General features: G+C 73.2%; 12 protein-coding genes. 11 read left to right on the forward strand and 1 reads right to left on the reverse strand.

The annotated features are described in order from the left end of the window. The 5 genes from EBO15_RS10025 to EBO15_RS10045 all read left to right on the forward strand — a co-directional run. Positions 1–1,744 (forward strand): eCIS core domain-containing protein (locus EBO15_RS10025; RefSeq protein WP_147481437.1); only part of this gene is annotated, 1,744 nt, incomplete at its 5' end. A 162-nt stretch (positions 1,745–1,906) separates the two neighbouring features. Further along, positions 1,907–3,526, forward strand: coding sequence for a phage tail sheath family protein (locus EBO15_RS10030; protein WP_122194067.1), 1,620 nt, complete (start codon positions 1,907–1,909; stop codon positions 3,524–3,526). Between the two features lie 59 nt (positions 3,527–3,585). Beyond that, the gene (locus EBO15_RS10035; protein WP_122194068.1) at positions 3,586–4,029 is read left to right on the forward strand and encodes a phage tail protein; all 444 of its coding nucleotides are present in this window, start codon (positions 3,586–3,588) and stop codon (positions 4,027–4,029) included. Next, positions 4,029–4,499 (forward strand): hypothetical protein, encoded by a 471-nt coding sequence (locus EBO15_RS10040; protein WP_122194069.1) that lies wholly within the window; start codon positions 4,029–4,031, stop codon positions 4,497–4,499. Before EBO15_RS10035 ends, EBO15_RS10040 begins: the two co-directional genes overlap by 1 nt. Next, positions 4,496–4,666 carry a DUF6760 family protein gene (locus EBO15_RS10045; protein ID WP_199744447.1) on the forward strand — a complete coding sequence of 57 codons (171 nt, stop codon included), beginning with the start codon at positions 4,496–4,498 and terminating at the stop codon, positions 4,664–4,666. The genes EBO15_RS10040 and EBO15_RS10045 overlap by 4 nt, the downstream gene beginning before the upstream one ends. A 1,296-nt stretch (positions 4,667–5,962) precedes the next feature. On the opposite strand, the gene EBO15_RS10050 is transcribed toward EBO15_RS10045, so the two are convergent. Beyond that, entirely contained in the window at positions 5,963–6,364 is a 402-nt protein-coding gene (locus EBO15_RS10050) for a hypothetical protein (RefSeq protein WP_122194071.1), read from the reverse strand. Between the two features lie 1,240 nt (positions 6,365–7,604). On the opposite strand from EBO15_RS10050, the gene EBO15_RS43580 reads away from it, so the two are divergent. From EBO15_RS43580 to EBO15_RS10080, 6 genes are all read left to right on the forward strand, one after another. Beyond that, positions 7,605–8,003, forward strand: a complete 399-nt coding sequence (locus EBO15_RS43580) for a hypothetical protein (RefSeq protein ID WP_147481438.1) — start codon at positions 7,605–7,607, stop codon at positions 8,001–8,003. Between the two features lie 33 nt (positions 8,004–8,036). Beyond that, positions 8,037–8,474, forward strand: a complete 438-nt coding sequence (locus EBO15_RS10060; protein WP_122194073.1) for a phage tail protein — start codon at positions 8,037–8,039, stop codon at positions 8,472–8,474. Beyond that, positions 8,474–9,184, forward strand: coding sequence for a CIS tube protein (locus tag EBO15_RS10065; protein ID WP_122194170.1), 711 nt, complete (start codon positions 8,474–8,476; stop codon positions 9,182–9,184). Before EBO15_RS10060 ends, EBO15_RS10065 begins: the two co-directional genes overlap by 1 nt. Before the next feature lie 23 nt (positions 9,185–9,207). Further along, positions 9,208–11,037, forward strand: coding sequence for a VgrG-related protein (locus EBO15_RS10070; protein WP_122194074.1), 1,830 nt, complete (start codon positions 9,208–9,210; stop codon positions 11,035–11,037). Between the two features lie 94 nt (positions 11,038–11,131). Next, positions 11,132–11,569, forward strand: a complete 438-nt coding sequence (locus tag EBO15_RS10075) for a GPW/gp25 family protein (RefSeq protein WP_122194075.1) — start codon at positions 11,132–11,134, stop codon at positions 11,567–11,569. Then, a complete protein-coding gene (locus EBO15_RS10080; protein ID WP_122194076.1) occupies positions 11,569–13,521 on the forward strand; it encodes a putative baseplate assembly protein in 1,953 nt (650 codons plus the stop codon). The genes EBO15_RS10075 and EBO15_RS10080 overlap by 1 nt, the downstream gene beginning before the upstream one ends. The last annotated feature ends 10 nt before the right edge of the window (positions 13,522–13,531 follow it).

Genomic DNA, 13,531 nt, shown 5'->3' on the forward strand with positions numbered 1-13,531 from the left:
CCCGGCCCCCCGCGCCGAGCGCCGTGCCGCGACCGGCGCCGCGGCGGCGCTGTTCCGCGCCCGGGGTCCGGCGGGGATGTCCGCGCCGCAGCTGCGCCGGTTGCAGCGGCTCGCGGGCAACGCGGCGATCTCCAGGTCCGCCGAGGAGGAGCGGCACGTCCACGACGCCTCGTGCGGGCACGCCGTCCAGCGGTCGGCGGTGCACCAGGCGCTGAGCTCCCCGGGACACCCCTTGTCGGCGGACGTCCGGCAGGAGATGGAGGGACGCCTCGGCGCCGACTTCTCCGACGTCCGCGTCCACACCGACGGCGTGGGCCACAAGGCGGCCGCGTCGGTCGACGCGCACGCGTTCACCTCGGGCTCGCACATCGTGTTCCAGCGCGGCCGCTACGACGCGGGCTCCACGTCCGGGAAGCGGATGCTCGCGCACGAGCTGACCCACGTCATCCAGCAGCGCTCGGGCCCCGTGGCCGGGACGGACGTGGGCGACGGCCTCAAGGTCAGCGACCCGTCCGACCGCTTCGAACGCGAAGCCGAGGCGAACGCCGTCCGCGCGATGAGCGGAAAGGCCGTCCAGCGTGCCGAAGAGGAAGAATCCGCCTCCGCTTCCAGAAGCGGAGGCGGAGCCGTCCAGCGGATGAAGTTCTCCCCCGGAGCCGGAGGGCACGGCGTCGCGGGCTGGCTGGCCAACGAGGGCGCGGACGAGCGCGAACGCGAGCTCACCGAGAAGCACGGCATCGACATCGGCTCGGTCGCGGGCGGCCCGCGCATGAGCCACTCCATGCTCTACGAGATCGACAAGGTGCTGGGCGAACTGCCCGAGGACCACGTCCGCGGGAACCCGTACCTCCGCTCGATCCGGATGGGCGGCGGGCTCGGGCAGGCCAGCGCCTACGAGGCGCGCGGCCGGCGGATCGGGATGGAGAGACCCTTCGGGATGCCCGCCTTCATGTACACCTCGCTCAACCGCGGGTCGCGCGCCCAGCGTGGGCTGATGGACATGGGCGCGGCGCTCGGCTACGACGGCCTGACCATGGGCGAGAAGCTCGGCGTCATGATGCCCGGCACGGACCGCCACGTGATGGGCGGAGCGTCCGACGTGCTGGCCAACGGCAACCTGGTCAAGTGGACGCTGCGCCACGAGATCGGCCACTCGGTCGACCGGAAGGTCGGCTGGGCGCTGCACCTCAGCCCCCGTCCCGAGTTCGGCGGATGGCGTGAGGAGTATCGCGCGGGCATCGTCGCCGCGCTCGCCGCCCGGTTCCGGTTCGCCCCGGCGGCGTTCGCCGACGGGACGTCGCTCGACCCCAAGGAGCTGCGCAGGAGCGCCGCGAACCTCGACGAGCACTTCGCCGGGTGCGGCCTGGACGAGGAGCGGCGCGGCCAGGTCGTCACATTCGTCCGCAAGGCCCTGAAGCAGCCGTGGATGTTCAACGACGGCGGTCGCGCGGACCTGGAGGTCGGCGGCCGGATCTACCACGTCGACCACTACGACGCCTGGGTGTCCTACGAGACCGCGGCCCGCGCCAACGCCGTGTCGAACTACCAGTTCTCGACCCCGGACGAGTGGTTCGCCGAGGCGTACGCGGCCTACTACGACCCCAAGGGCGCCGCCCGCGCCCGTCTGTCGGCCCAGGTCCGCCGCTGGTTCGCGACGGAACTCGGCGAACGCGACGCCGAGAACGCCGCCGCCGCACCGTCCGCGCCCACCGGCACCTGCGAACACGCCCCCCACTCCGGCTAGCCCCCGACCCGCGCGCGGCCGGCCGGAGCGGCCCTGCGGACGGCTGGCCGAACGGGCACGGAGGATTGCCCCGGAAGCAAGCCGTCCGGACGTTTCGGGCAGCGGGACGGACCGGCAGGGTCGAGTGGTCAGCCGACCGTCCTTTCGGGGGAGTAGCCGAGTATGCCTTCGTACCTGTCGCCGGGCGTCTACGTCGAGGAAGTGGCCAGCGGGTCACGGCCGATCGAAGGGGTCGGCACCTCCGTGGCGGCGTTCGTCGGTTTCGCGCCCGAGGGACCGCTGAACGAGCCGGTGCTGGTCACCAACTGGTCGCAGTACGTCGCCGCGTTCGGCGACTTCACCGACGGCTACTACCTCGCGCACTCGGTGTACGGGTTCTTCAACAACGGCGGCACCACCTGCTACGTCATCCGCGTCGGCGGCGCCCCGGCCGGAGGCGAGAGCGTCGCGCAGGGCGCGCCGAAGGCGATCGCCGCGGCGCGGCCCGCGCGCCTCGGCGGGTTCCACGTCACGGCGCTGCCCGCCGCCGCGTCCGCCGGCGAGATCACCGTGGAGATCGCCGACGCCGACTCCGGCGCCGACGCGAAGGCCGACCCGAAGGCCGACCCGAAGGACGCCGGCAAGGACGGCGACAAGCCCGCCGCCGACGACCGGTTCCGCCTGATCGTCAAGGTGGACGGCTCCATCGTGGAGAACTTCCACGTCTCCACCCGCAAGAACACCCGCGCCTACATCGTCACGCAGGTCAAGGAGCGGTCCAGGCTCATCACGGTCACCGAGGCCGCCGGCGCCGGGCAGCTCGCCCGCCCCGAGAACCAGTCCGTCGAACTGGCCCGCCCGGCCGCGCCCGCCGCGCCGGTCGGCGAGGGCGGCACCGTCACCCCCGAGCACTACCTCGGCGACACCGCCGACCGCACCGGCTTCGGCGGCCTGGAGGCCCTCGACGCCGTCACCATGGTCTCCTGCCCCGACCTGATGAGCGCCTACGAGCGCGGCGCCCTCGACATGGAGGGCGTCAAGGCCGTCCAGCTCGGCATGATCGCGCACTGCGAGCTGATGGGCGACCGCGTCGCGATCATCGACCCGCCGCCCGGGATGAACGCCAAGCAGATCCGCGAGTGGCGCATGGACGAGGCCGGGTACGACTCGCGCTACGCCGCCCTGTACTACCCGTGGATCAAGGCGTTCGACCCGTCCACCGGCAAGGCCGCGATGGTCCCGCCGTCCGGGCACATGGCCGGGATCTGGGCGCGCAGCGACGCCGAGCGCGGCGTCCACAAGGCCCCGGCGAACGAGGTCGTCCGCGGCGCCGTGGACCTCGGCCTCCAGATCACCAAGGGCGAGCAGGATCTGCTCAACCCGATCGGCGTCAACTGCATCCGCGCCTTCCCCGGACGCGGCGTCCGCGTCTGGGGCGCCCGGACGCTCGCGTCCGACCCCGCCTGGCGCTACCTGAACGTCCGCCGGTACTTCAACTACCTGGAGGAGTCGATCCTGATCGGCACCCAATGGGTGGTGTTCGAGCCGAACGACGAGGCGCTGTGGGCGCGGATCCGCCGCAACATCTCCGCGTTCCTGGTCACCGAGTGGCGGGACGGCGCGCTGTTCGGGTCCAGCCCCGAGGAGGCGTTCTACGTCAAGTGCGACTCCGAGACCAACCCGCCCGAGTCGGTCGACCTCGGACGCGTCGTCTGCGAGATCGGCGTCGCCCCCGTCAAGCCCGCCGAGTTCGTCGTGTTCCGCCTCGCGCAGATCTCCGGCGGCGGCGACCTCGAGGAGTAGACCGCCGTCCCACGGTGCCGACAGGACCTTCCCGACCCGCTTGACCCGAAAGAGGAACCATGGCCTTCCAGGGCGGCGACGCCGTTGCGTCGCACAACTTCGGCCTTCAGATCGACGGCGTGATGGTGGAGTACCTCCAGAGCGTCACCGGACTCACCTACGCGCAGGACGTCATCGAGTTCAAGCAGAACTCCGCGCAGGGCAAGCCCGTCACCAAGAAGATGCCCGGCGTCGCGCAGGCCGGCGAGTGCACGGTCGTCCGCGGCCAGACCGAGAGCCCCGCGTTCACCACGTGGATCAAGGACTCCATCAAGGGCAACATGGGCTCGGCGCGCAAGAACGCCAGCATCATCGTGATGGACTACCAGAACAACCCGGTCAAGCGGTACCACATGCGCAACGCCTGGTGCAGCAAGATCGAGGCCAGCCAGCTGGAGGCGGGCGGCAACGCGGCGCTCACCGAGTCCGTCACCATCACCTTCGAAGAACTGACGATCGAGTAATGCGCCGTTCCGCACCCGTCGTCCCCGGGACGCCGCACCAGCCGTCGCCGTCGTCCGCCGCCGAATCCCCGGCGGCGGCCGCGGCCCCCGCCGAGGCCCCGCTCCGCACCGAGTTCGAGTTCGAACTCCCGCGCGGATACGTGGACGAGAACGGCACCGTCCACCGGCGCGGCGCGATGCGGCTCGCCACCGCCCGCGACGAACTCGTCCCGCTCCAGGACGTCCGGGTCCGCGAGAACCCGCCGTACCTGTCGGTCGTGCTGCTCGGCCGGGTCATCACCCGGCTGGGCACGCTCCCGATGGTCCACGACGGGACGGTGGAGAACATGTTCGCCTCCGACCTGGCGTTCCTCCAGGACTTCTACCGGCAGATCAACGCCGAGGGGCACACCCGCGCCGAGGTCACCTGCCCGTCCTGCGACGAGCCCTTCGAGGTGGAACTCGGCGGGAGCCGCCTGGGGGAATCGTGACGTACGCGCCCGACCGGCTGCACGAGGAGGTCGCGTACATCGCCTACCACTTCCACTGGTCGCGGAACGAGATCCTCGACCTGGAACACCCGGACCGGCGCCGCTACGTCACGAACATCGCCACCTTCGTGAACCGCGCGAACGCCGCGTCCGCCACGGAGACCTGACATGCCCCTCCGCAACCCCTTCCGCCGCCCCACGCCCAAGGACCCCTCCGCGACGGCGCCCGCCGCCTCGCCCGCCCCGGCACGTGAAGCGGCGGAACCGGGATGGACGAGCCTGCCCGCTCCCGCTCCGGCCCGTCCGATCCAGACGGTCGCGAACCCCGGCTTCGGCCTGACCCTGCCCACCTGGCAGCGTCCGTCGATGTCCGGGGACATCGCCCGTCTCGTCCGCCCCGAACCCACGTCCGGCCTGGCCCAGGGCATGCCGCACCCGGCCGTCGCCCCCCGGGCCCTGGGCGCCCAGGGCTCCGGCCTCCCGGTCGTCCGCGCGACCCCCCGCCCCGCAGACCCGCCCGACCCCCTGCCCCCCACCCGCCCCCGCCCGTCCCAGGGCCCCGCCGTCCCCCTCCGCCGAACCCCCACCACCCCGATCTCCCGCACCCCCACCCCGGCCTCCGGCTCCCCATCAGCACCCACCCCGCCCCTGCCCCCCACCACCCCGCCCCCACCCTCCACCGCGCCCACCAGCGCGCCCACGCCCGCACGCGGCACTGCGCCCGCACGCGGCACCGCGTCCGGCGCCACCTCCGCGTCTGGCGCCGCGCCCGCACCAACGACCGCGCCCGCGCCCGGCACTTCCTCCGCGCCAACGGCTGCGCCTGTGTCCGGCGCCGGGTTCACCTCTTCGCAGACGCACGGATCGGGCCCCGCCACCGCATCCGCGCCCGCGCGCTCCACCGCTTCAGCGTTCGGCACCGGGCACGCATCCGCGTCTACGTCTGGAGCCGCGCCTGTGTCCGGGCCTTCGCCGTCATCGGCGGCATCCGGTTCTGGTCGCGGACGGGGAGCCGGGGCTCCGGGCGCGTTGCCGCTGGTCGTGGCCCGTCCGGTGCAGCGGGCCGCGACGGGACGCCCGCCACTGACCGCCGCACGGGTGAGCCCGCTCCCAGCCCGCAGGGTCCGGCCCGCCACGGCCGCGAGGACACCTGGACGGAGCGGCCCCACAGGCGCCGCCGCCGCCGAGCCGTCCAGCCAGGCGGATCCCGGACGACCTCGGACCTCTTCCGAGCCTGAGCCCGCCGAGCCGATCCAGCGGATAGCGGCCCCGAATGCGTCCGCCAAGCCCGCACCACCCCAGGCCACGAGCGAGACACCCGCACCCACCGCTCCGGGCCCGGCTCAGGTCGTCCGCGAACCCGCCGGCAGGACGAGCCCACGCCGTTCCCGCCTCGGCGCTCCGCTGCGAGAAGCGCCGAAGAGCGCCATGCCTCCACCAGCGTCCACGCCCTCCTCCGGCGGTCAGCCGACCACCCCGCGCGCCCGTCCGGAGTCCGGCACGCCCGCTCCCGCACCACCAAAGCCGACGCCGCCACCGAAGCCGCCATCGACGCCGACGCCGACGCTGTCGCCTTCCCCGTCAAGTGACGGCCAAGCGGGCGCCTTGCGCCCGGCGACTCCTGCCGCGCCGACCTCGTTCACGCCTCCCAGCGCGCCCACACCACCGCCCGCGTACGCGCCTTCGTCTACGACCTCCAGCAGCGCACGATCCAGCGGTGGCGCAGAGCGCACTTCACGGACGAGTCCGCCCAGCACGCCGAGTTCGTCCACTTCCTCGAACTCGTCCTTCGACGGCGCGTCTCCCAACACCAGGTCAGCGACAACTCCGCGCACGAACGTGCCGTCCGCGCCGACCCGACCCACGCTTCCGTCCGCGCCCTCCGTCAATGCGCCTCCCGGCGGCGTGCCAGCGCACGCTCTGCGAACGGACACGCCCGTCGCGCCGAAGCCGTCCGCGCCGCCTGGGGGAGCGGATTCCGGTGGCCGCCCAGTGCGTACTCCGCGCACAGGTGCGCCCACCAAGCCGAACGCGCCCCAGCCCCCGTCCGCGTCGCCGTTCCCCTCCGCGCCCGCACCCGCACCCGTGCAAAGGTCCGCGTCCACGCCCGAGACCACGCGCCCGTCGGTGCCTTCACCCAGGTCAGCGTCCCGGAGCGTGCCCGCGCCAGCGCCAGAGTCAGCACCGAAGGCGGTGCCCTCGCCTCCGTCCGGTCCCATGCCTGCACCAGTTCAGAGGCTCGCACCCAAATTTGGGGGTTCGTCCTCCGGGTTGCCTGTGGTTTCTGGCGGGACGGAGACGCCGAGTCGGGCCGGACTGGGGGCTCCGTTGCACGAAGCGCCGCAGACCGCGGTCCCTCCGTCCGCCGCCCCTAGCGCCCCGTCGCGGACCACGCCTGCGCGCTCGGGACTGGGTGCTCCGCTGCGGAGCACCCCGCCCGCGGCTCTGCCCATAGGCAGGACGTCCGAGAACCCGATCCCGATCCCGACTCCCGTGCAGCGTGCCGCCCCCAAGCCCTCAGGCAAGGGCGATGTCTCGCCCGAAACGACGGCGAATCCGGTCGGCGACGCCCCGCTCCCAGTGCAACGCAGCACGTCAGAGGCCCGCAGCGACCCGAAAGCCCCTCCCGCAAGGACACCAAAGCACAAGCCCGCGCCCGATCCGGATCCGGCGGACGGCGGGAGAACCGTCGCCGTCGCCGTCGCCGCCCGTCCGACCGGCGGCGGCGAGGGAACGACACGGCCCCCAGCGCGGACGGCTCCCCTCGGCACAGTGGCGGCGGCCGTCGCGCTGCCCATCGTCGCGGTGCGTCGGCCGACTCAGCGGACGCCCGTCGATCCGGTCGCCCGCACTCCGCTCCAGGACACCGAGGTCACTTCGACCGGACGACACGACACCACCGAAGCAGCATCCAGCGGACCAGCGACGACGCCCATGAGCGCCACCGCGCCCCCCACCCGGCGTCCAACCGCCAGGAGGGCCGTCCCCCTCCAGCGGAGCACCCCAATCCTGGGCGCGGCAGCCACCACGAGAGGCCTCGGCCACCTGCCACCCGCCGAGACCCACCCCAACAGCAGCCCGGCCCCCACCACAACCGCGCCGCCCATGCCCGTGGTCCGGACGCCCCAACCCGCCCCGAAGGCCACACCCCTCCAGCGGACGTTCCCGATCCAGTCCCCGTCTCCAACACCGACTCGGACTCACAACCCCCAGCCCGCCCCGATCGCACAACGCACCACGTCGAACGGCCCGAAGGGCCCGAACGGCCCGAATGGCCCCAACGGCGGTGGCGGACCCGGCGGAGGACGGCACGTCACATCACCCCCGCCGTCCTCCACCCCCTCCCGCCGGACGCGCGAGAGCAACGACCGGGACCGGAGAGCGCCCGAGCCCGACCTGGACGATCTGGCGCGCAGGCTCGTCGGCCCGCTGTCCCGGCTGCTCAGGACCGAACTGCGCCTGGACCGCGAACGCGTCGGGAGGCTCCGTGACCCCCGCCGCTGAGACCACGAGCCGAACCACGGAAAGGAGAGCCGGATGAGCACCACGAAGGATCCGGGATCGAGCCTGTTCTTCCGGCTCACCATCGACGGGGAGTCCCTCGGCGACTGGAACGGCTGTGACGGCCTCGCCGCGCAGGTGGACGTGGAGTTGCGCGAGGAGGGCGGCAACAACGGCCACGTGTGGCAGCTGCCGACGCGGGTGCGGCATTCCAACATCCGGCTGACCCGTCCGATCAACGAGAACACGGTCAAGGTCATGACCTGGATCTCCTCGGTCTCGACCGGGATCCGGCGGCCCACCGCGCAGATCGAGGCGCTCCGCGCGAACGGAGAGCTGGTCGCGCGCTGGGGGCTCCTGGACGTCCTGCCCGTGACCTGGACCGGCCCGACGCTCGATCCGGCGGCGAACGCGGTCGCGACCGAGGTCCTGGAGCTGGCCCACCACGGTTTCACCGGATCCGGGGGCGCGTGATGGCGGGCGGGGGCCGGACGAGCCACGTCAAGGCGACGCTCAGCATCCATGAGCCGCCCGCCGGGGACTCCACGACGCCGGGCGGGACGCTGAAGAAGATCGCGTTCCAGTTCAATCCGGCGCAGCTGGAGATCTCGCGGTCGGCGCAGTGGCGCTACACCCCGACCGTCGCGTCGAGGGAGGCGGGCCGCCCGGAGTTCCTCGGCACCGACCAGCAGAGTCTCGACCTGGAGATGTTCCTCGACTGCTCGGACAAGCCGGGCGACTCGCGGGTCCGGACGGCGGTGGAGGCGCTGTTCTCCTGCCTGAAGGTCGTCCCGTCGAGCCTGCCGGACCGGCCGTCGCCGCCGTGGGTGATCCTCGAGTGGGGCAAGTTCAGCACCGTCCGGTTCGTCGCGTACGTCCGGCAGGCCGCGGCGTCGTACACGCTGTTCGACGCGACGGGCGAGCCGATCCGGGCGACCTGCCGGATCTCGCTGGAGGAGATCCCGCACGCGACGGCCGGGCAGAACCCGACGTCCGGCGCGTTGTCGGCGCGCCGGGTGCACCGGGTCGTCGCGGGAGACAGCCTCGCGTCGCTCGCCTGGCGCGAGTACGGCGACGCGACCGCCTGGCGGATCATCGCCGAGGCCAACGACCTGGACGACCCGATGCGGCTGCCGCCCGGCCGCGAGCTGCTGCTGCCCGCCGCCGACGAACTCCACGTCTGACCCTTTTGGAGGGCTGAGAACCGGTGTCCGAGGGGACCTACACCAACCTGCTGGCCGTCGCCATCGACGGCGCGCCGCTGCCGGCGACCGTGAAGCCGCTGCTGGTGGACGGCTGGGTGGACGCGTCGGTGAACGTGCCCGCCGCGTTCCAGCTCACCTTCCGCGACCCGCACCAGAAGGTGCTCGGACGGCTGGGCGTGAAGATCGGCTCGAAGGTGGTGCTGCGCGCGCTGGCGGTCGGCCGGGACGGCGGGACCCCGCTGTTCACCGGCGAGGTCACGGCCCTGGAGGCCGACTGCGACGGCACCGGCAAGTACAGCGTCATCCGGGGCCACGACCCCGGCCACCGCCTCCTCCGGAACCGCCGCGTCGAGGGCTACGTGAACATGACGGCGTCCGACATCGCGCGCCGTCTCGCGTCCCGCAACGGCCTGTCCATCGGGAGGATCGACTCGACGAGCACGGTCTACGAGCTGATCACGCAGCCGAACGTGACCGACTGGGACTTCCTCACCCGCCTCGCGCAGGAGAACGACGCCGAGGTGTCGTTCGACGACAAGGGCAGGTTCCGGTTCGTCAGACCCGAGGACGCGTCGGGTGCGCCCGGCGCGGGGACGCATGCGCGGCAGAGCCACCACGTGCTGGAGTTCGGCGTGAACCTGCTGCGCGTCCGGACCGGGGTCACGGCGTCCGACCAGGTGAAGGAGGTCGAGGTCCGGGGCTGGGACGTGGCGGGCAAGCAGCCGCTGACCTCCCGTTCCCCGGCGACGACCAACCCCGAGCTGAAGATCGGCGTGACCGGCGGGCAGGCGATCGGCCCGTTCGGCCAGGCCCGGCTCGTCGAGACGAACGTGCCGTACGACCGGCAGGCCGAGGTCGCCGGCGCGGCGGACGCGCTCGCGGCGGACGTCAGTTCGGCGTTCGCCGAGGTGGAGGCCGTGGTCCGCGGCGATCCGAAGCTGCGTCCGGGGCTGCCGGTCGCGCTGAACGGGATCGGCAAGCCGTTCGAGGGCAAGTACACGGTCAGCACCGTCCGGCACGTGTTCTCGGGCGGTGAGCGGTACGAGACGCAGGTGACCGTCACCGGACGCCAGCACCGGTCGCTGTTCGGGCTCGCGTCGGGCGGCGTGCCGTCCGCGCCGCGCCTGCCGGGCGTCGCGATCGCGATCGTCACCGACGTCCAGGACCCGTTGAAGCAGGGCCGCGTCCGGCTGCGTTTCCCCTGGCTGGACGACAAGTACGTGAGCGACTGGGCGCGTGTCGTCCAGTACGGCGGACGCCGCGGCGGGTCGCTGATCATGCCCGAGGTGGACGACGAGGTGCTCGTCGCGTTCGACCGCGGCGCGCTCGACCACCCGTACGTCGTCGGCGGCCTCTACAACGGTGTGGACCGGCTGCCCGCCTACGAGCGGACGCCGCTCGTCGGCACCGGCGGCAAGGTCAACTGGCGGGCGTTCGCGTCGCGCACCGGCCAGCGGATCGAGCTGCTCGACGCGCCCGCCGAACGCGGCGTCACGGTCTCCAGCGGCGACGACAGCATGCGGGTCGAGCTGAACGAGCGCGGCACCAAGGTCACCGTCCACAGCGACGGGTCGGTCGACGTGACCGGCGCGCGCGGCGTGAACATCAAGGGCGGCACGGACGTGAACATCGACGGCGCCACCCGGGTCGACATCAAGGGCGGCGCGCAGGTCACGATCACCGGCTCCGGCCAGGTGGACATCAAGGGCGCGGAGCTGAGCATGGAGGCCGCCCTCGTCAAGATCACCGGGATGGTCGAGGTGCAGGGCAAGGTCAACGTCATGGGCGTGATCACGCAGGACGAGATGCCCGTCATGGTCATCCCCGCCTGACCGGCGGCACACCGCCCGCTGAGTGGCACGACCGCCTGATCAGCAGCACGACCGCCGGAGAAGCGGCACAACGGCAAGGGACGGAAAGGAAACGATGGGGGAGCAGTTCGTCGGCGCGGGCTGGGGATTCCCGATGCGCGTCAACGCCTCGGGCGGCATCGCGCTGGTGACGGGGGAGCGGGAGATCGAGGAGGCGATGCGCCTGGTGCTCGCGACGGCGCCGGGCGAGCGCCCGACCCGCCCCGAGTTCGGGTGCGCCGTCCACGACATGGTGTTCGCCCCGGTCAACGAGGAGACGGCGGGCCGCATCGCCTACGAGGTGCGCACCAGCCTGGACCGCTGGGAACCGCGCGTGGACGTCGAGGACGTCGAGGTCACCGCCGACTCCGGCGACGCGGGCGTGCTGTACATCGACGTCCGGTACAGGATCCGCGGCACCAACAACCCGCGCAACCTGGTCTTCCCCTTCTACGTGATCCCCAGGCACGACGACGGGCCCGAGGCCGCCGGCGAGCTGGAGGAGGCGAGCTGATGGCCCTCCCCTCCCCGAACCTCGACGACCGCCGCTTCCAGCAGTTCGTCGACGACGCCAAGCGGTACATCCAGCGGCGCGCCCCCGAGTGGACCGACCACAACGTGTCCGACCCGGGCGTGACGCTGATCGAGGCCGTCGCGCACATGGCCGACCAGCTCGTCTACCGGCTCAACCGCGTCCCGGACAAGAACTACCTGGCGTTCCTGGACCTGCTCGGCATCACCCTCCTGCCGCCGTCCACCGCGCGCACGGACGTGACGTTCTGGCTGTCGGCGCCGCAGGACCGGACCGTCACGATCCCGGCGTCCACCGAGGTCGCGACGCAGCGCACCGAGACCGAGGAGGCGACCGTCTTCGCCACCGAGGACGCCCTCGACCTGGTCTCCTGCGAGCTCGACCGGCTCGGCGTCCAGCACGAGGGCGGCCCGCTGACCGACCGCACCGCCGACCTGATCGAGGCGCGGGACGTCGACTGCTTCTCCGCCTCGCCGCGTCCCGGCGACGTCCTGGCCTTCGGCCTCTCCGCCGCGGTGCCGTCCTGCGCCGTCCTCCTGCGCCTCGACAGCCGCGTCGACGGCGTCGGCGTCGACCCCCGCCAGCCGCCCCTCGTCTGGGAGGCGTGGACGTCCTCGGGCTGGCGCGCCTGCGAACTCGACAGCGACGGGACGGGCGGCCTGAACCGTCCTGGCGAGATCGTCCTGCACGTCCCGGACGGGCATGTCATGTCACGCGCGGGCGCGCACGAGGCGGGCTGGCTGCGCTGCCGCGTCCTCGCACCCGAACCCGGCCAGCCGTTCTACTCGGTGTCCCCGACCGTCCGCGCCGCCGAGGCCGCCACCCTTGGCGGGACGACCCGGGCGATCCACGCCGAACCGGTCACCGACGAGGTGCTGGGGGAATCGGCGGGCGTCCCCGGACAGCGCTTCCACCTGGCACGGACCCCCGTCGTGAACGGCGACCCGCCCCTCGTCCTCGAGACGTCCTCGGGCGAGGGCTGGGAGACCTGGGACATCGTCGGGGACTTCGCCGCGTCCGGCCCCCACGACCGGCACGCGCGCCTCGACCCGGCCACCGGCGAGGTCGGCTTCGGCCCCGCCGTCCGGCTCGCGGACGGCGGCCTGCGCCAGTACGGCGCCGTCCCCGACAAGGGCGCCACCCTCCGCGCCCGCTCCTACCGCACCGGCGGCGGACAGTCCGGCAACGTCGCGCGCGGAGCCCTCCGCGTTCTGCGCAGCTCGATCCCGTACGTCGCGCGCGTCGTCAACCGCGAGGCCGCGCGCGGCGGCGTCGACCCCGAGACCCTGGACGAGGCCCGCCGCCGCGCCCCCATCACCCTCCGCGCCCAGGACCGCGCCGTCACCCCCCGCGACTACGAGGAGCTCGCCCGCCGCGCCGCCCCCGAGGCGGCCCGCCTCCGCTGCCTCCCCGTGGACGACGCGGGCGTGGGCGCGGTGCGCGTCCTGGTCGTCCCGCAGGCCGTCCCCGACCCCGGCGGACGCCTCCGCTTCGAGCAGCTCGTCCCCGGCGACGACCTGCTCGGCCGCATCACCCGCTACCTCGACGACCGCCGTCCCATCGGCATCCGCCTCAGCGTCGGCCCGCCCTTCTACCAGGGCGTCACCGTCGTCGCGACCCTGCACGCCTTCGGCGCCGCCGACGCCGAGAAGGTCCGCACCGCCGCCCTCGAGGCCCTCTACGCCCACCTCGACCCGCTCACCGGCGGCGCCGACGGACGCGGCTGGCCCTTCGGCCGCCCGCTCCAGTCCGGCGAGGTCTTCGCCGTCCTGCAGCGCGTCCCGGGCGTCGAACTGGTCGACGAGGTCCGCCTGCACGCCGCCGACCCCCTCACCGGCAAGCGCGGCGACGCCGTGGACCGCATCGACCTGTCGGCGGCCGCGCTCCTGTTCTCCCACGACCACAAGGTCCGCGTCCTCGGCGGCAAGCGGTGAGGGGCGGCGC

The sequence above is a fragment of the Actinomadura harenae genome, assembly GCF_003696215.1.
Lineage (GTDB): Bacteria > Actinomycetota > Actinomycetes > Streptosporangiales > Streptosporangiaceae > Spirillospora > Spirillospora harenae.